Source organism: Kribbella sp. NPDC051620 (assembly GCF_044453825.1).
Lineage (GTDB): Bacteria > Actinomycetota > Actinomycetes > Propionibacteriales > Kribbellaceae > Kribbella.
Genome location: NZ_JBITDB010000001.1, coordinates 1,412,909 through 1,429,973, shown reverse-complemented (window position 1 = coordinate 1,429,973; position 17,065 = coordinate 1,412,909). Strand labels below are relative to the sequence as shown.

Genomic DNA, 17,065 nt, shown 5'->3' with positions numbered 1-17,065 from the left:
CCACAGGTCACTCGGGTGGGAGTACTGAGACAGGCAGTCCGGCCAGACCGTGCAGCAGCGCGCTGCTGGTCCACCGCACGTCGTCGGCCGGTACTGCGAGCCGCAGGTGCGGGTAGCGGGCGAGCAACCGGTCCAGCGCGATCTCGATCTGCATCTTGGCCATCGGAATGCCGATGCAGTAGTGTACGCCGTGCCCGAAGGAGAAGGTGCCCTGCGGGCAGCGGGTGACGTCGAGCCGGTCCGGGTCCTCGAACTTGGTCTCGTCCCGGTTCGCCGATCCCCAGGACAGCGCCAGGATCTGGTCCTTCGGGATCACCACGCCGCCGACCTCGATCTCGGCCTTGGTGAACCGGAAGGTGCCGACCGAGGCGGCCGGGTCGTAGCGCATCAGCTCGTCGACCGCCGCCGGGATCAGCGACGGATCGGCCCGCAGCTTGGCCAGCTCCTCGGGGTGGGTGAGCAGGTTGAAGACGCCGTTGCCGATCGAGTGGACCGTGGTGACATGGCCGGCGGTCACGACGATGAAGATCATCCCGACCATCTCGCTCTGGGTCAGCTGATCGCCGTCGATGTCCATCGTCAGCATCTCGCTGATCATGTCGTCGCCCGGATCGGCCCGGCGCGCGTCGATCAGCGCGTTCGCGTACTCGGTCATGTTCTTCGACGCCGACGCGACCTCTTCGGGGTCCTGACCGGCACCGGTCAGCGTGCCCGACCACTTGCGGAAGTTCTCCCGGTCCTCCTCCGGCATGGCGAACAGGTCGCAGATCGTGCCCAGCGGCAACGGCCACGCGAACTCGGCCAGCAGATCGACGACCGGCGCCGCCTCGAGCTTGTCCAGCAGCCGTTCGACGGCCAGCTCGACCTTGGGACGCAACGCCTCCTGGCGGGCCGGCGTCACCGCCTTGATGGCCAGCTTGCGCAGCCGGGTGTGGTTGGGCGGGTCGCTGTTCAGGACGTGCGCGGCCAGTTCGTCGTCGAAGCCGGGCTCGGCCTCCTCGTCCTCCTCCCTGGTCGAGTGCATCGGCGAACTCAACGTCGAGTGCTTGGCGTACATCTCGTTCAGCCGGCGGCCGTCCTTGCCGACCCGCGGGTCCAGCGCCAGCATCTTGCAGTCCGCGTACCGCGTCACCAGCCAGACCTTCGCGCCGTGCGGGAAGATCACCTCGTGCACCGGGCCCTCGCCGCGGAACCGGCGCAGATAGTGCGCCTGCCGCTGGACAAAATCCTCGCCCAGCTCTTCAATCGTTTGAGTTACCTCATCTGGCATGTCCGGGTTCCCCTCCTAGGTGGACGCGCGGGCTCCAGGCACCCCCGCTCCGCAACGCCTTCAGACTGGAAGAGGCGCGAGACCGGCCAGTTCTGATACACGCCCACGCGTGCCGTCCGCTGTGTCTGTCCGGGCAGTACGCCGGATCTGTATCAGCGGAGCCTGGTCGCGCCCTCAGTAACCAGAGCAGCGCCAGTCGCTGGGTGTGGGGGAACAGAAAGGTGAATCGCCGATGAGCGGTGAGACAGCAGACGACGTGGGGACGAAGGCCCGACCGGGGGTGTTCGAGACCTGGCAGCAGACTCCACGCGAGGCCAAGGCGCTGCTGGCCGGTGTGTTCGTCAGCAAGCTCGCCTCGTTCCTGCAGATCTTCCTGGTCCTGTTCCTGACCCATCGCGGGTTCTCGGGCAGCCAGGCCGGCTGGGCGCTCGGCGTCTACGGCGCGGGCGCGGTGCTCGGCACCGCGATCGGCGGCTGGCTCAGCGACCGGCTCAGCCCGCGCTCGGCGACGGTGATCTCGATGATGGGATCCGCCGTCTTGATCGCGTCGCTGATCTACATCAAGTACTACCCGCTGATCCTGCTGGCCGTCCTGCTGGTCAGCGCGGTCGGGCAGTTCTACCGGCCGGCGGCGCAGTCGATGATCACCCAGCTGACCCCGCCGGACAAGCTGGTGATGGTCACCGCGATGTACATGCTGTGCGTGAACCTGGGCACCACAGTCGCGCCGCTGATCGGCGTCGCGCTGGCCGAGATCTCGTACAACCTGCTCTTCTGGGCCGAGGCGCTGGCCGTCCTCGCCTTCGGTGTGATCGCGCTGGTCGCGCTGCCCAAACCGGATCGCAGCGCGGCGGCAGCGGCTGCCAAGGAGACGGCCGAGGCGGCCGATCCGCCGATCCGCGGTCGCTACATCGACGTCCTCCGCGACTACCGGTACTCGCTGTTCATGGTCGCCTTCTTCCTCCAGGCAGTCGTCTACGTCCAGTACACGGCCGCCCTGCCGCTCGCGATCAAGGCGGCCGGGCAGAGCATCTGGTGGTACGGCGCGCTGATCACGATGAACGCGATCATCTGCGCGACCTGCCAGATGATCGCCACCAAGTTCGTCCAGGGCTGGCCGATCCGGGTGGTGCAGCTGACCGGCTTCACCCTGGTGGCGCTGGGCTATGCGATGTACGCGATCGACATGCTGCCGGTGTTCCTGATCCTGGGCACGCTGTTCTGGACGCTGTCGGAGATCGTCGGAGTGCCGACGATGTTCGCCTATCCGGGGATGATCGCGCCACCGCATCTGCGCGGCCGGTACATCGGGGCGATGCAGACCATGTTCGGTCTCGGCGCGACCGTCGGCCCGGTGCTCGGCGTGCTGCTGTTCGAGCACATCGGCCAGCGGGTCTGGATCTGGATGACGCTGATCGAGGTGGTCGCCACGGTGATCGGCGCGATCGGCATCCGGCGCGTTCTCACGCCAGGGGCCGACCCGGCCCCGACGCCCGACTCGGTGGTCGAGTCACCGACCGGCGTGGCGGTCGACCCCGCCGACTGAGCTACTTGTCCTTGGGCGCTTCGGGGTCGATGACCTCACCCTGTACTACGTCGTCGCGGGCCTCCCGCTGACGGTGGGCCCGGTCGGCGTCCTCCGCGGTGGGCGGCCGGAAGGTACCGGGCATGAAGCCGGTGATCGGGTTGCCGCCCAACTGGGCGGCAACCCGGCGGCTCAGGAACCCCGCCAGCACCTTGCGCGCCAACGGCCGGGTGAACGGCAGAACGAAGAAGAACCCGAAGATGTCGGTGATGAAGCCCGGCGTCAGCAGCAGCGTGCCACCGACCAGGACGAGCGCCGCGTCGGCAAGCTCTCGGGTGGGCATCCGCGCCGTCTCGGTGGCCTGCTGCAGGGCCTTCCAGGCCCGCCGGCCCTCCCGCTTGATCAGCCAGGCGCCGAGCGCGCTCTCGAACAGCAGCAGCGCGATCGTGGGCCAGCCGCCGATCGCCTGACCGACCTGGATGATCACGTAGATCTCGGCCACCGGAACGACCAGCAACGCGACTGCGACGAACCAGGGCATACTCACACCTTCTTCATGATTCCTAGACTGGAACCTTTGCACGGTCGGGGGTCGCTGCGGGCGGGTTGCCGGGGTCCTCGGTGCGTGGCTTGCGCCGGGCCAGCAACGCCAGTACTGCTCCAAGGATGCCCAGGCCGGTCAAGATCCACTGCGGCCAGCCGCCCAGTGTCGTGGCGAGCGTCTTCTGATCGCGGACCGGGACCTTCGCGACGTACACGTCCGGGACGAACTGGCCCGACTTGTGCTCGACTTTGCCGTCGGGGTTGATCACGCCCGAGATGCCGCTGGTCGAGGCGATCAGCACGGTCCGGCCGGTCTCGATCGCGCGCATCCGGGTGATCGCGAACTGCTGCTCCGGCTGCCCGGTGTCGCCGTAGGTCGCGTTGTTGGTCTGCACGATCAGGATCTGCGCGCCACCCTTGGCGACGTCGGAGACCACGTTGTCGTAGGCGAGCTCGAAGCAGATCAGGTCGCCGTACATGACGCCCTTGATCGGCATCAGCCCGGGACCGACGCCGGGGATGGTCTGCCGGCCGATCATCTCGAGCCGCTTGATGTAGGGCAGCAACTGGTCGCGGAACGGGATGTATTCACCGAACGGCACCGGGTGGCGCTTCGCGTACCGCTGGCCGGGGCCGGTCGCTGGGTCCCAGACGATGCCGGTGGTCTGGCGCTCGTTCGGCCCGGGCCCTTCGGTCACCGCGCCGACCAGGATCGGCACCTTGACCGCCTGCACGGCCGCCTCGATGTCCTGCTTGGTCTCGAAGTCCTTGTACGGATCGATGTCGGTCGAGTTCTCCGGCCAGATGACCAGGTCGGGCTTGACCTGCGAGCCGGCCTCGATCTGCTTCTCCAGGTCGAGGGTCGCGTTCATGTGGTTCTTGGTGACGGTCCGAGCCCGGCCCAGGAACTCCAGGCCCTTGCCCGGCACGTTGCCCTGGATCATCGCCGCGGTCACCGTCTTGCCGTTGCCCTCGGTCGAGAGCGTGACGAGCGAACTGAGACCGACGATCGCGATCCCGGCGACGAGGCTGACCGCGCGCAGGCTCAGGGCGCTGCGGCGGCGCAGTACGGCGTACACGAGAACGCCGAGCAGGGCGAGGACGAAGCTCAGGCCGGCGATCCCGACCAGGGAGGCGAGCTTGCCCAGCGGGGAGTCGGCGAAGGCCCAGGCCAGCCGGCCCCACGGGAAGCCGCCGAAGGGGACGGAGCCGGTCGCGTACTCGGTGGCCACCCACAGGCACGGCACCCAGAGCATCCACAGTTTGTGCTTCAACGTCTGGCTGGCCAGTGCCCCGAAGACTCCGTAGAAGAGCCCTTCGAGGATGGCGAGCGCGATCGCGGCGTCGCCACCGATCACGGTCAGCCACGGCACCAGTACGGCGTAGTACGTGATGCCGAAGCCGGCCCCGACCAGGAAGCCGCCCTTCATCGAGACGCCGTTCAGCATCGCGAGCAGCAGCGGTACGGCGGCGATCGCCAGCCACGGATGGTCGTGCGGCTGATAGGCCAGTCCGAGCAGCGCGCCCGCGCCGACCGCCACGGCCACCCTCGGCAAGATGCGCACCAGCGCCTTCAACCGCTCCACAGCCACGCCCCTTCGCCTCACCACCCGGTTGCCACCGGTCGGACGACCGTACAACGTGCGGTGGGCGCGGATATATCCGGTCGGCGACAGGCGGGCAAAAGGAAAGAGGCTCGGCGCCCTTCGGACCAAACGCCGGCCCGCTGGATGCGAGCCGCCCGGTTGTTGTCTACTGGGCGCCGAGCCTCTTCCACCTCTGCCCCGCGGGGGGCTAACCACCGGCGATCTCAGCCCCCGTCGACTCAAGCCTGGCACTGGCCTGGTCAGCGTCGCGGGATCATCCGGTGGCCGAACTTCTTTGAACCGTTGATGAAACGGGTGGTGACGACTCCCAAAACGATGCTCGTTCGCCGCCGCCCTGTCAACCTTTCCGGTGCTGACTTGAAGTCGTTGTAACACATTTGGCTGCCCTGACTGGAGAAACGAGCAGCCGCCACCGATGTCACGTTACAGAGCCGTCTCAGCACTCCACGTAATCGTTACCCAGGGCAACTAATCGTCACGCGACCGGTACGACGACGGTTCCGGTTGCGCGTGTGATCACAAGCGGTTCGGCCAGTACCTCGGCCGCTGACTCCGACAGATCCGTGCGGCCGCGGCAGACCACCGTGGCGACGAAATCCAGCTCGCGGCTGCGGTTGCCGACCCGGGAGATCGTCGCTGTCACCTCCACGACGTCACCGGCCCGCAACGGCTGCAGGAACTGGACGTCCGAGTAGGAAGCGAAAAGTCCTTCATCTCCGTCGGCCTGGATGCACACCTCGGTCGCGACATCGCCGAACAGGCCGAGGACGTACGCGCCGTCCACCAGATTGCCCGCGTAGTGCGCGTGGCTGTACGGGACGTAGCGACGGTGAGTTGCGGTGAGTCCGATGGTTGCCTTGGTCATGCACTTCTCCGAACGGCTGCGGGCTTGCGACGGGTGACGAGGGCATCGACGAGATAGCTGGCCACTTCACCAGGAGTGGTACCGCGACCGAACACCCGGTCGACGCCGAGCTCCGGCGCCATCGCCTCGGTGAAACGGGGGCCACCGGCAACCAATACGGGACGGGCGTCCTCGGCGTACGCCTCGCGGAAGGCGGCCGACATCTCCTTGGTGTTGAGCACGTGCGCCTCGCGCTGGGTGACGACCTGGGAGACGAGGATCGCGTCGGCCTTCTCCGCTTTGGCGCGGCGTACCAGCTCAGGTACGGCCACCTGGGCGCCGAGGTTGACCACCTTCAGCTCGCGGTAGTACTCCAGGCCCTTCTCCCCCGCGAACCCCTTGATGTTCATGATCGCGTCGATCCCGACGGTGTGCGCGTCGGTGCCGATGCACGCGCCGACGACGGTCAGCCGGCGCCGCAGCCCCTTGCGGATCGCCAGGTTCGCGTCCTTCGGCGACAGCAGCGGGTAGTCGCGCTCGATCACCTCGACCTTGTCGGTGTCGACCAGGTGGTTAACCGGCCCGTAGACGACGAAGAAGGTGAAGTCCGGCCCCATCGGCTTGGCGTGCACGACGAGCGCGGGATCCATCCCCATCTTGTTGGCGAGCTGGATCGCCGCGCCCTCGGCACGCTTGTCGTGCGCGATCGGCAGCGTGAACGACATCTGCACCATCCCGTCACCGGTGGTGTCGCCGTACGGCCTGATGATGCTCACTGTGCCTCCTCGAGCAGCTCGATCGCTGGGTTGTAGTACTCCGGAGAACGACGGGCGACGCCGTCGAGGCCGCGGCCGGCGTCCTGGGGGCGCTTCATCAGGCCGAAGGTGCCGTCGCCGATGGCGTTCAGCAGGCCGTCGTCGACGATCCGTTCCAGCAGGTCGATCGACTCCCCCAGCACCTGCCGGGCGCGGTTCGCGATGAAGCCGTTCGGCGCCGGGTGGAAGTCCTCGTGAAGGTTGCCGGCGGCACCCAATACGTAGCGGACGTTCTGTAGTGCGAGGTCGCGGTCCGAGATCCACGGGGTGACGACGGCCTCGGTCATCATGCCGACCAGCAGGATGCCCTGGCCGGTCATCGCGCCGACCAGGTTGAAGAAGCCGTCCAGCAGGTACCCGCGGAAGACGTCACCGGTCATGTGCCGGGTCGGCGGCATCCACTTCAGCGGCGCGTCCGGGAACAGTTGCCGGGCGAGCATCGCGTGCGCGAGTTCGAGCCGGAACGAGTCCGGGATCTCCGGCGTGATCTCGAAGGCGTGCCCCAGCCCGAGCTGCCAGTCCTCGAGACCCGCCTCCTTGGCGAAGTACTCGTTCAGCAGTTGCGACACCGTCACCGTGTGCGCGGCGTCGACCGCGTCGGCGGTGGTCAGGTAGTTGTCCTCGCCGGTGTTGATGATGATCCCGGCGCGGGCGTGGATCTGGCGGCTGAACCGCTGGTCCACGAAGGTGCGGATCGGGTTGATGTCGCGGAACAGGATCCCGTACATCGAGTCGTTCAGCATCATGTCCAGCCGCTGCAGCCCGGCCAGCGTCGCGATCTCCGGCATGCACAGCCCGGACGCGTAGTTGGTCAGCCGGATGTAGCGCCCGAGCTCCCTCGACGACTCGTCCAGCGCCGCTCGCATCAGGCGGAAGTTCTCCTGCGTCGCGTACGTACCGGCGAAGCCCTCACGGGTCGCGCCCTCCGGAACGTAGTCGAGCAGCGACTGCCCGGTCGACCGGATCACCGCGATGATGTCCGCGCCTGCCCTCGCCGCTGCCTGGGCCTGCGGGATGTCCTCATAGATGTCGCCGGTGGCCACGATCAGGTAGATCCACGGCCGCTGTTCCGGATCGCCGTGCTTCTTGATCAGCCGGTCGCGCTCCCGCCGCCGAGCGTCGACCTGCTTCAGTCCGGCCGCCGCGGCCTTCCGCGCCGCTGCCTTCGCCCGCACGGCGTCCCGTCCCTCGGGCAGCCGGAACGTGACCGAGCCCGACGCGGCCTTCTGCGCAAGGACGTTGAGATCCTCGGCCTCGCCGCGGAGCAACGCATCCCAGACGGGCAAGGCGAGGCCGTGTTCCAGGCCGACGTCGGCTCGTACGGTGTCGGCGAGCCGGTTCACCCACGGGATGCCCTCGGTGTCCGCGCCGGCCAGGCCCGCCAGCCGGAGGACGGCGCGCTCGACCGAGACCGTCGTGTGCTGCTTGGCGATGTTGACGATCGGCCGGCCGGCCTTGCGCGCCAGGCTGCGCGCTTTTCGGACGGTGACCGGGTCGAGGTCGAGCTTCTTCACTGCACGGGTCACGATGACCATCCTTCGGATTCATACACGACACGACCGCCTACTACGGTCCGCCGGCAGGTCGGTACGGGTGCTTCGTCACTCAGGTCCGGCAGAACCGGTACTCCGGCGCGCGGGTCGGTCGACCAGGCGGCAACGCGGTCGTCCGGGGTCTGCACGACCAGGTCGGCGTCGCTCTCCCAGATCGCATAGGTCGCGGCGGTTCCGGGCGCGAGTACGCCGGCGTCGTCGATCCCGGCCGCCCGCCAGCCTCCTCGGGTGTGGGCGGCGAAGGCAGCTCGGACGGTGATTCGCTGGCTGGCTTCGTGGTGGAACGCGGCTGCCCTCACCGCTTCCCAGGGGCCGACCTCGGTCACGGGCGAGTCCGACCCGAACGCCAGTACTACGCCCGAGCGGGCCAGCGAGCCGAACGGGTTCATGCCCGACCAGCGGTCGCCTACGCGTTCGGCGTACATGTCACTCGGTCCGCCCCAGAGCCGGTCGAACATCGGCTGGACGCTGGCGACGACTCCACACCGCGCGAGGGTGGCGATCGCGGCGTCGTCGACCATCTCGACGTGCTCCAAGCGATGGCGTGCGGCCACGAGTGCCTGGACGCCGACCTTCTCGGCGGCCAGCTCGAAGCCGCGCGCGATGTTGTCCAGGGCCAGGTCGCCGATGCAGTGGAAGCCTGCCTGGATGTTCTTCTCGGTGCAGGCGATCACGTGCTCGGCGATCTGCTCGGCCGTCAGGTAGGCGTGACCGCGGTGATCGGCCAGATCCTCGTACGGCGCTCGCAGCGCGGCTGTCCGGGAGCCGAGAGCGCCGTCTGCGTTGAGGTCGCCGGCCAGCCCGGCCAGTCCGTATTTGGTGACGTTGTCGAAGACGCCGGGCTCACCCCAGTACAAGGTTGCCGAGAGCCCCAATTCGTCGGCGGCCTGGCGAACCAGCGGCAACTCCCACAGCGGGCCGATGTGCGGGGCGGCCATTTCGTGGAAGGCGCCGACGCCGCGTTCGGCCATGGCCGTCACGGCCGCGCGCGCATCCGCGAGGCGCTGCTCGGGGCCGACCAGCTCGCTCAACGCGTCGCGGACGTCGTGGTGCGCGTCGCGTTCGACGCGGCCGGTGGCGTCGTACCCGGCCTGGTTCTGCAGGTTGGGCACCGCTGCGGCCAGCGAGGACGAGATGACGCCGGAGTGGCCGTCGACGCGGGAGAGGTAGACGCGGCGTCCGCCTGCCGCGCGGTCGAGTTCCTCCGATGTCGGCGGACGGTGCTCGGGCCACTTCGTCTCGTCCCAGCCGGAGCCGTCGATCACGGCGTCCGATGCGAGCCCGGCGGCGAAGGTGGCGAGCCGGTCGAGGGCTTCGGTGAGGTTCGTCGTACCGGTCAGGTCGAGGCCGGTGAGCAGGGCGCCGGTCTGGGCGGTGTGGACGTGCGCGTCGACGAACGCGGGCGCGACGAGTTTGCCCCGCAGGTCGATCACCTCGTCGGCGCCGTTCGCGTAGGAGGCAGCGCTGACGTCGTCGCCGAGCCAGGTGACGACGCCGTCATCGAAGGCGATCGCGGTGGCGTGGGGATCGGCGGGTGAGTAGACGGAACCGTTGGTCAGAAGTGTGCGCACAGGCCTAATCCTCCGCCAGCCTGCGCTCGAACAATCCACGGACACCCGGCTCGTCCCGCAACAGCTTCAGCGCGTACTCCGCGTGGCCGGGCACGTACCCGTTGCCGACCAGCATCGTCACGTCCGCCGCCAGCCCCTCGGCACCGAGCGCGGCCGCGGAGAACGACGTCGCCATCGAGAAGAAGATGACCGTGCCCCCGGCCTTCGTGGACAGCACCGCGCCATGCTCGCACCCCGGCACGTCCACACAGACCACCGTGATGTCAGCAGTCCCCGCCTGCCAGCCGGCTGCGTTCCCAGTCCTGTCGCCGGCGGCTCCCCCGGCCTCCTCCAGACCGGCCGCGACCGCCTTCGCCAATGCCACCGGGTCCCGGGCGTCAGCCAGCGCGACAGCGTCCGCGAGGCCGGCCTTGTCCAGCTTCTCCGCCTCGGCCGGGAACGGCACGATGCCGATCGTCCGGGCGGCACCCGCATCGCGCGCCGCGGCCAGTGAGAGCGAGCCGGATTTACCTGCCCCGCCAATTACTGACACGACAGGCTTTATGCCTTTGTCGACATATGAGCGCACCACCCGAGCGGTCAGCGCGGGCGCTCCGCAGACATCCATCACGGCCAGCGAGAGCTCCGGAGCGAGGTCGTCCGGGAGCTTGGCGACGATCGATCGGGCGAAAAGAATCGCGTGCCCCTTGGCCGGGACCTGCTCGCTGCGACCGTCCCAGTCGGCCAGGCCGTCGGTGATCTGCAGCGGGGTCAGCGTCAGCGAGACCAGCGTGGCGACGCGGTCACCCTTCGCGACGCCGAGCGGCGAATCCGGGCCGACCTCGTCGACGGTACCGACCAGCATGCCGCCCGAGCCGGTGACCGGGTTCTGCATCTTGCCGCGCTCGGCGACGATCCGGAGTACGGACTGTTTGACCGCCTCGCCGTCGCCGTCGTGCGCCTCAGCCAACTGCCGGTAGGAGGCCGCGTCGAGATTCAGCCGCTCGACCGAGATCCGCACCTCGTCCGGCCAGAGCTCCGCCCGCGGATCGAGCCGCTGAGCCGCCTGCGGCAGCACGCCGAGCGGCTCGAGGACGCGGTGCAGTCCGACCGGCGAGGCAGTAGTATCCGGCACGAGGGCTCCTTCAAGGGAAATCTTGCGGTGTTCTAATGGATCTACCATAAGTTCTATCGCTATCCTCACATGAGACCGACACCGTCGTGGAGCCCCCAGGAGGACTCGTGACCGATCTGATCAGCCCGGAGCTTGCAGTTGCCGAACAGAACGGGCAGCCGTACGCGTACCGCCGGGCCGACCTCGTCGAGCCTGACTGGACCCGGATGCCGGGCTTCAAGGACACCACTGCCGAGGAATGGCGCTCGGTGCAGTGGCAGCGCTCGCACTGCGTGAAGAACGTGAAGCAGTTGCGGGACGTGATGGGCGACCTGCTCGAGGAGCGCGCCTACGAGGACCTGAGCCGCGACCAGGCCGAGCGCGCGACGATGTCGATGCTGCTGCCGCCGCAGATGCTCAACACGATCGTGCCGGCCGGGGCTGCCGCCGGGCACGACTACACCGAGGCGTTCTACGCCGATCCGGTTCGCCGCTACATGCTGCCGATGTTCAGCGACCGCCGCGCTGACTGGCCGTCCCACCCGCACGCGACCAGGGACTCACTGCATGAGCACGAGATGTGGGCCACGGAGGGGTTGACCCACCGGTACCCGACCAAGGTCCTGGCGGAGATCCTGCCGACGTGCCCGCAGTACTGCGGCCACTGCACGCGGATGGACCTGGTCGGGAACTCGACCCCGGTGATCGAGAAGCTGAAGTTCACCATCAAGCCGCAGCAGCGGCTGGACGACATGCTCGACTACCTGCGCCGCTCCCCCGGGGTCCGCGACGTCGTGGTGTCCGGTGGCGACGTGGCGAACATGCCCTGGCCGCGGCTGGAGTCGTTCCTGACCAGCCTGCTGGAGATCGAGAACATCCGCGACATCCGGCTCGCCACCAAGGCGCTGATGGGGATGCCGCAGCACTGGCTGTCCGACGACGTCCGGGCCGGCGTCGAGCGGGTCGCCCAGCTCGGCCGCAAGCGTGGCGTGATGATCGCGATGCACACCCACGTGAACGCCGCCCAGTCGGTGACGCCGCTGGTGGCCGAGGCGACGAAGGCGATGTTCGAGGCCGGTCTGCGTGACGTCCGCAACCAGGGCGTGCTGATGCGCGGCGTCAACGACTCTGTGCCGCAGCTGCTCGACCTGTGCTTCGCACTCCTCGATGGCGCGACCATCACGCCGTACTACTTCTACATGTGCGACATGATCCCGTTCTCCGAGCACTGGCGCGTCTCGGTCAAGGACGCCCAGCACCTGCAGCACGGCATCCTCGGCTACCTGCCCGGCTTCGCCACCCCGCGCATCGTCTGCGACGTCCCGTACGTCGGCAAGCGCTGGGTGCACCAGCTGTCGGAGTACGACGAGGTCCGCGGCATCTCGTACTGGAAGAAGAACTACCGCACCGGGATCGAGCAGCAGGACCCGGAGGCGTTGAACCGCACCTACGAGTACTACGACCCGATCGACACGCTGCCCGTCGAGGGCCAGAACTGGTGGAAGCAGCACGCCGGCGACTCCCTCGCCCAGGCCGAGAAGCAGGCCGCCGCCTCCCGCGACGCCGCCGAAGCCCAGAAACTCCTCCAGATCAACTGACCCCGGTTTCCACTGGTGTCGTCCGACAGGGGATGACGACACCAGTGGACGAGGTACCTGCTGCGGGCAGCGCCGCCGACTGGTCACCCGTGGCTGATGATCACCCGGCCGAACGGGTTGCCGGCGCGGTAGTACTGGAGGGCCTCGGGCAGGTCGTCGAAGCTGAAGACGCGTCGATGAGCGGGCGCATCGTGCTCGACTCGACGGCGCGGTTGAGCTCCAGGAACTGGCGGCGGCTGCCCACTGCCATCGGGCGGATGGTCGCGCCAGAGCGGAAGATTGTTGCTGCAGACAACGGTTCGGCGTTCGCCTCCTTGCCTTGGCTGGCGCCGACCAGCGTGACCTCGCCACCTTGGGCAACTGCTCTCACGGACTGGTCGAGCACGCCTGCGACATCGATGACGTGATCGACACCGCGCCGGCCGGTGAGGGCACGGACCTCTTCGAGAGGTGCTCGGGGATGGGGACCACGCCGGACTCGGGCAGTACGGCGTACTCGGTGAGGAGGCCGTCCAGCGAGGAGCCGAGCTGGGCGGCGTACTCGAAGGAGAACGGGCCGTCGATCCATTGCGGGAAGACGGCGGCGGCCACGCGCTCGCCGACCTTGACGCGGCGGACCGACTCCCCGACCGCGACGACCTCGCCGACGCCCTCGCGGCCGGCGACGACGCCAGGGGTGATCGGCAGGGGGTAGTCGCCTTCGAGCACCTTCAGCTCGCGCAGGCTGAGGCCGTTGGCGCGGATCCGGACCAGCAGCTGACCGGGATCCGGTCCGGGATGGGCCGCTGCCGGGTCTCGAGCTCGCCGTTCCCCTGGCCGGCGGTCACGTGATAGCTCTTCATCGTCTCGTTCATGGACGCAATGCTTCGGCGCGGCGATCGGGGCGGCAATTCCCGGCAGGGAATGGGCCGAGCGGCTAGGGTCGTCGGACAGGGGAATGGGGTGGGTGCGATGGGGTGGTACAGCGTTCGCTGCATCTTTCAGCTGAACGGGATCGGGGCGGACGACTCGCCGTACGAGGAGCGGATCACGCTCTGGCGGGCGGACGACTTCGACGCGGCGATCGCGCTGGCGGAGAACGAGGCGCTCGACTACATCGAGGACACCGACTGGGCCTACCTCGGGCTGGCCCAGTGCTTCTACCTGGGCGACGACGTCACCCAGATCCTGCAGGGCACCGAGGTCTACTCCCTGATCCGCAGCAGCACGCTGCCGCCGGAGAAGTACCTCGACACCTTCTTCGACACCGGCACGGAACACCAGCGAAGTACCGACGACTGAAGGCCCGGCCGGCCGCTATCCTCCTCGTCGTGACCGACCTTCTCGCCGCCACCCGAGCCTCGTACGACGCTGTCGCCGACAACTACGCGGAGTTCATCGCCGGCAAGCTCGAAGGCCTGCCGATGATGCGGGCGGTGCTCGGCGCGTTCGCGGAGCTGGTCGACGGGCCGGTCGCCGAGATCGGCTGCGGGCCGGGCAACATCACGAGCTATCTGGCGTCGCTGGGGATGGACATCCACGGGATCGACCTGTCGCCGCGGATGGTGGAGATCGCGCGGGCGGCGTACCCGGCCTTGCGGTTCGAGGTGGGCTCGATGACCTCGCTCGACCTGGCCGACGGTTCGCTGCGGGGTTTGATCGCCTGGTACTCGATCCACCATCTGCCCCCGGCCGAGCTGCCTGGAGTCCTCGCCAGCTTCCACCGGATCCTCATCCCGGGTGGCCGCCTGCTCATCGGGAGCCACGCGGGCCAGGAGGAACACCGCCGGCCCACCGAGGGCTACGGCGGCATACCGGTCACCTATGAGTCGTTCATCCAGCCTGTCGAACGACTCGTCGAGCTGGTCCGGGACGCCGGCTTCACGATCACCGCGGAGCTGGTCGAGCCTGGCGACAAGCCGGGCCGGAAGTATCTGTCGCTGTTCGCGCAGAAGGACTAGAACGCCGGTGGGCGGCGCTCGTACGGCGTGCTGAGCACGATCGTCGTCGTAGTCGAGACGTTGGCACGGGCGCGGATCACGGCGAGCAACTGCTCCAGCGCGTACGGCGTGGCGACGCGGACGATCAGGATGTAGCTGGAGTCACCGGCCACCGAGTAGCAGGACTCGATCTCGGGAACCTCCCGCAACCGCTCCGGCGAGTCGTCCGGCTGGGAGGGGTCGATCGGCCGGATCGAGATCAGCGCGGTCAGCGGCAGATCGAGCGCGGTGTGATCGATGGTTGCCGCATACCCCAGGATGATCCCGCGCTGCTCCAGCCGCTTGACCCGCTGATGCACCGCCGACGTCGACAACCCGGTCGCCTTCCCCAGGTCCGTGAAGCTCATCCGCCCATCAGACGCAAGCAACGCGACAATCTTCCGATCCAGGTCCTCCATGCGCAGACCCTACTCCGAGAAACCGTTCCCCAGCAGCAGGCGCCCAGTGCCGGCCCTGGGCGGGCCCCGGATGTGAAAGCATGCGCGGCATGGCTGAGAGGTTGATGTTGCTGGATACGGCGTCCTTGTACTTCCGGGCGTTCTTCGGGGTGCCGGACACGATGAAGGCCGCGGACGGGACGCCGACGAACGCGATCCGCGGGCTGCTCGACTTCATCGCGCGGCTGGTGGACAACCATCGGCCGACGCATCTGGTCGCCTGCTGGGACGACAACTGGCGGCCGTCGTGGCGGGTCGCGCTGATTCCGTCGTACAAGGCGCAGCGGGTCGAGTTCGTCGCCACCGGTGGCGAGCAGATCGAGGATGTGCCGGACCGGCTCGAGGTGCAGGTGCCCTACATCCGGGCCTGCCTCGAAGCGCTCGGCATCGCCGTCGTCGGCGCGCCCGACCACGAGGCCGACGACGTGATCGGCACGCTGTCGCACCGGGCGACGATGCCGGTCGACGTGGTCACCGGCGACCGGGACCTGTTCCAGCTGATCGACGACTCGCGCGGCATCCGGATCATCTACACCGCGGCCAAGGGCGTCGGCCGCGCGGACGTGTACGACGAGAAGGCGCTGCTCGCGAAGTACGAGATCCCCGCAAACCGGTATGCCGACTACGCGACCCTCCGTGGCGACGCGTCGGACGGGCTGCCCGGCGTCAAGGGGGTCGGTGACAAGACGGCCGCGTCGCTGATCACGGCGTACGGGGATCTCGCCGCGATCCGGCTGGCCGCGGCCGACCCGAGCACGCCGATGTCGCCGGGCGTCAAGCGCAAGATCCTCGACGCGAGCGACTACCTCGACGTCGCGCCGAAGGTCGTCGCGGTCGCCAAGGACGCGCCGGTGGGCAGCTTCGACGCGACGATGCCGACGCAGGTGCACGACCCCGAGAGGTGGCTCGACCTGGTCGAGCTGCTCGAGCTCGGCGGCAGCGCCCAGCGCGTGATGTCCGCGCTCAACCTCGGGCCGAAGGCATGAGCCGGACGCGGGAGCTGGCCGCGAGCTTCGGCGACGAGGTCATCGCGCTTCGCCGGGCTCTTCACCAGGTACCGGAGTACGACCTCGATCTGCCCAAGACCCAGGGCCTGATCCTGGAGGCGCTGGAAGGTCTCGACCTGGAGATCACGCTGGGCAAGGAGCTGTCCTCGGTCACCGCCGTACTACGAGGTGGCGGTGGCCCTGGCCCGGTCGTGTTGCTGCGTGGCGACATGGACGCGCTGCCCGTGACTGAGCGCGTGGACGTACCGTTCAAGTCGACCCATGCCGGACTCATGCATGCCTGCGGCCACGATCTGCATGTCGCCGGGCTCGTCGGCGCGGTGAAGATCCTGCATGAGCTGCGCTCGGAGCTTGCCGGCGACGTCGTGTTCATGTTCCAGCCCGGCGAGGAGACGACCGGCGGTGCGCCGATCATGATCCGCGAAGGCCTGCTGGAGGCGGCCGGGCGGCGGGTCGATTCGGCGTACTGTCTGCACGTCCAGTCGGCGGGTGACCCGCTCGGTGTCTGGAGCAGCAAGGCGGGGCCGTTGATGGCGGCGGCTGATCAACTGAGTGTGCGCGTGGTCGGCGCCGGTGCGCACGGCTCGGAGCCTTATCGCGGCAAGGACCCGATCCCGGTGCTGTGCGAGATCGTCGGGGCGCTGCAGACGATGGTGACCCGGCAGTTCGACGTGTTCGACCCGATCGTGCTGACAGTCGGCAAGATCGCCGGCGGCACCAAGGAGAACATCATCCCCGACGACGCCTTCTTCGACGCGACCATCCGCAGCTTCTCGGTCGAGGCGCAGGCGAAGGTCCAGGAGTCGAGTGTGCGGCTGGTCGAGCACATCGCCGCGGCCCACGGCCTGACGGTCGAGGCCGACTACCGCGTCGGCTACCCCGTCACGGTCAACGACGCCACGGAGTACGCCTTCGCCCGCCAGGCGATCGTCGACCTGTTCGGCCCCGGCCGCTTCCGCGAACGCGCCCACGCCGAGTGCGGCGCCGAAGACATGTCCTACGTCCTCAACGAGGTCCCCGGCGCCTACGTCAACCTCAGCGCCTGCGCCGCCCCCAACCCCGAAACAGCCGCCGACAACCACTCCCCCTTGGCCGACTTCGACGACTCCGTCCTCCCCGACGCCGCCGCCCTCCTGGCCGAACTGGCAGTACGCCGCCTGGCCCGCGGTCTCTGACTGTGGCAAGCCCACATCATGTGGGCTTGAACAATAAGCGGCGGGCTT

The 17,065-nt window shown here is 68.4% G+C and carries 18 protein-coding genes; 6 read left to right on the top strand and 12 right to left on the bottom strand.

Annotation, left to right across the window (positions count from 1 at the left end):
* Positions 1–7: 7 nt before the first annotated feature.
* Positions 8–1,270, bottom strand: coding sequence for a cytochrome P450 (locus ACIA12_RS06280; protein ID WP_396365728.1), 1,263 nt, complete (start codon positions 1,268–1,270; stop codon positions 8–10).
* A gap of 232 nt (positions 1,271–1,502) precedes the next feature.
* Between ACIA12_RS06280 and ACIA12_RS06275 the strand changes: the two genes are divergently transcribed.
* Positions 1,503–2,816: an MFS transporter gene (locus ACIA12_RS06275; protein WP_396365727.1), complete on the top strand. Its 1,314-nt coding sequence runs from the start codon at positions 1,503–1,505 to the stop codon at positions 2,814–2,816.
* Position 2,817: 1 nt separating this feature from the next.
* Here the strand turns inward: ACIA12_RS06275 and ACIA12_RS06270 are convergent, their stop codons facing one another.
* From ACIA12_RS06270 to ACIA12_RS06240, 7 genes are all read right to left on the bottom strand, one after another.
* Positions 2,818–3,336 (bottom strand): FxsA family protein, encoded by a 519-nt coding sequence (locus tag ACIA12_RS06270; RefSeq protein WP_396365726.1) that lies wholly within the window; start codon positions 3,334–3,336, stop codon positions 2,818–2,820.
* A 22-nt stretch (positions 3,337–3,358) separates the two neighbouring features.
* A complete protein-coding gene (lnt, locus tag ACIA12_RS06265) occupies positions 3,359–4,924 on the bottom strand; it encodes an apolipoprotein N-acyltransferase (protein WP_396365725.1) in 1,566 nt (521 codons plus the stop codon).
* Between the two features lie 496 nt (positions 4,925–5,420).
* Positions 5,421–5,810, bottom strand: a complete 390-nt coding sequence (locus ACIA12_RS06260; RefSeq protein WP_396365724.1) for a hotdog domain-containing protein — start codon at positions 5,808–5,810, stop codon at positions 5,421–5,423.
* Positions 5,807–6,565, bottom strand: a complete 759-nt coding sequence (locus tag ACIA12_RS06255) for an OAM dimerization domain-containing protein (RefSeq protein WP_396365723.1) — start codon at positions 6,563–6,565, stop codon at positions 5,807–5,809. Before ACIA12_RS06255 ends, ACIA12_RS06260 begins: the two co-directional genes overlap by 4 nt.
* Positions 6,562–8,139, bottom strand: coding sequence for a lysine 5,6-aminomutase subunit alpha (locus ACIA12_RS06250; protein ID WP_396365722.1), 1,578 nt, complete (start codon positions 8,137–8,139; stop codon positions 6,562–6,564). The genes ACIA12_RS06255 and ACIA12_RS06250 overlap by 4 nt, the downstream gene beginning before the upstream one ends.
* Positions 8,127–9,728, bottom strand: a complete 1,602-nt coding sequence (locus tag ACIA12_RS06245; protein ID WP_396365721.1) for an amidohydrolase — start codon at positions 9,726–9,728, stop codon at positions 8,127–8,129. Before ACIA12_RS06245 ends, ACIA12_RS06250 begins: the two co-directional genes overlap by 13 nt.
* Positions 9,729–9,732: 4 nt before the next feature.
* Positions 9,733–10,842 carry an L-erythro-3,5-diaminohexanoate dehydrogenase gene (locus ACIA12_RS06240; protein WP_396365720.1) on the bottom strand — a complete coding sequence of 370 codons (1,110 nt, stop codon included), beginning with the start codon at positions 10,840–10,842 and terminating at the stop codon, positions 9,733–9,735.
* A 107-nt stretch (positions 10,843–10,949) separates the two neighbouring features.
* Between ACIA12_RS06240 and ACIA12_RS06235 the strand changes: the two genes are divergently transcribed.
* The gene (locus tag ACIA12_RS06235) at positions 10,950–12,419 is read left to right on the top strand and encodes a KamA family radical SAM protein (protein ID WP_396365719.1); all 1,470 of its coding nucleotides are present in this window, start codon (positions 10,950–10,952) and stop codon (positions 12,417–12,419) included.
* 100 nt (positions 12,420–12,519) lie between these two features.
* On the opposite strand, the gene ACIA12_RS06230 is transcribed toward ACIA12_RS06235, so the two are convergent.
* Genes ACIA12_RS06230 through ACIA12_RS06220 form a run of 3 tightly spaced genes read right to left on the bottom strand, consistent with a single transcriptional unit; the run spans position 12,520 to position 13,273 of the window.
* Entirely contained in the window at positions 12,520–12,819 is a 300-nt protein-coding gene (locus ACIA12_RS06230) for a hypothetical protein (protein WP_396366033.1), read from the bottom strand.
* Positions 12,786–13,127 carry an alcohol dehydrogenase catalytic domain-containing protein gene (locus tag ACIA12_RS06225; protein ID WP_396365718.1) on the bottom strand — a complete coding sequence of 114 codons (342 nt, stop codon included), beginning with the start codon at positions 13,125–13,127 and terminating at the stop codon, positions 12,786–12,788. The genes ACIA12_RS06230 and ACIA12_RS06225 overlap by 34 nt, the downstream gene beginning before the upstream one ends.
* Positions 13,128–13,129: 2 nt before the next feature.
* Positions 13,130–13,273: a hypothetical protein gene (locus ACIA12_RS06220; protein WP_396365717.1), complete on the bottom strand. Its 144-nt coding sequence runs from the start codon at positions 13,271–13,273 to the stop codon at positions 13,130–13,132.
* 97 nt (positions 13,274–13,370) lie between these two features.
* Between ACIA12_RS06220 and ACIA12_RS06215 the strand changes: the two genes are divergently transcribed.
* Positions 13,371–13,700: a DUF4288 domain-containing protein gene (locus ACIA12_RS06215; RefSeq protein WP_396365716.1), complete on the top strand. Its 330-nt coding sequence runs from the start codon at positions 13,371–13,373 to the stop codon at positions 13,698–13,700.
* Between the two features lie 29 nt (positions 13,701–13,729).
* Entirely contained in the window at positions 13,730–14,359 is a 630-nt protein-coding gene (locus ACIA12_RS06210) for a class I SAM-dependent DNA methyltransferase (RefSeq protein ID WP_396365715.1), read from the top strand.
* Here the strand turns inward: ACIA12_RS06210 and ACIA12_RS06205 are convergent.
* The gene (locus tag ACIA12_RS06205; RefSeq protein ID WP_396365714.1) at positions 14,356–14,796 is read right to left on the bottom strand and encodes an Lrp/AsnC family transcriptional regulator; all 441 of its coding nucleotides are present in this window, start codon (positions 14,794–14,796) and stop codon (positions 14,356–14,358) included. The genes ACIA12_RS06210 and ACIA12_RS06205 overlap by 4 nt on opposite strands.
* A 104-nt stretch (positions 14,797–14,900) precedes the next feature.
* Here ACIA12_RS06205 and ACIA12_RS06200 point away from each other — a divergent pair, with 104 nt between their 5' ends.
* The gene (locus tag ACIA12_RS06200; protein ID WP_396366032.1) at positions 14,901–15,821 is read left to right on the top strand and encodes a 5'-3' exonuclease H3TH domain-containing protein; all 921 of its coding nucleotides are present in this window, start codon (positions 14,901–14,903) and stop codon (positions 15,819–15,821) included.
* Positions 15,818–17,017 (top strand): M20 family metallopeptidase, encoded by a 1,200-nt coding sequence (locus ACIA12_RS06195; RefSeq protein WP_396365713.1) that lies wholly within the window; start codon positions 15,818–15,820, stop codon positions 17,015–17,017. The genes ACIA12_RS06200 and ACIA12_RS06195 overlap by 4 nt, the downstream gene beginning before the upstream one ends.
* Positions 17,018–17,065 lie beyond the last annotated feature (48 nt).

Bases quoted from the DNA above. Each gene is read 5' to 3' on its own strand.
- ACIA12_RS06280 (WP_396365728.1), bottom strand. From the start codon at position 1,270: ATGCCAGATGAGGTAACTCAAACGATTGAAGAGCTGGGCGAGGATTTT.
- ACIA12_RS06275 (WP_396365727.1), top strand. From the start codon at position 1,503: ATGAGCGGTGAGACAGCAGACGACGTGGGGACGAAGGCCCGACCGGGG.
- ACIA12_RS06270 (WP_396365726.1), bottom strand. From the start codon at position 3,336: ATGCCCTGGTTCGTCGCAGTCGCGTTGCTGGTCGTTCCGGTGGCCGAG.
- ACIA12_RS06260 (WP_396365724.1), bottom strand. From the start codon at position 5,810: ATGACCAAGGCAACCATCGGACTCACCGCAACTCACCGTCGCTACGTC.
- ACIA12_RS06250 (WP_396365722.1), bottom strand. From the start codon at position 8,139: ATGGTCATCGTGACCCGTGCAGTGAAGAAGCTCGACCTCGACCCGGTC.
- ACIA12_RS06220 (WP_396365717.1), bottom strand. From the start codon at position 13,273: ATGAACGAGACGATGAAGAGCTATCACGTGACCGCCGGCCAGGGGAAC.
- ACIA12_RS06215 (WP_396365716.1), top strand. From the start codon at position 13,371: ATGGGGTGGTACAGCGTTCGCTGCATCTTTCAGCTGAACGGGATCGGG.
- ACIA12_RS06205 (WP_396365714.1), bottom strand. From the start codon at position 14,796: ATGGAGGACCTGGATCGGAAGATTGTCGCGTTGCTTGCGTCTGATGGG.
- ACIA12_RS06200 (WP_396366032.1), top strand. From the start codon at position 14,901: ATGTTGCTGGATACGGCGTCCTTGTACTTCCGGGCGTTCTTCGGGGTG.
- ACIA12_RS06195 (WP_396365713.1), top strand. From the start codon at position 15,818: ATGAGCCGGACGCGGGAGCTGGCCGCGAGCTTCGGCGACGAGGTCATC.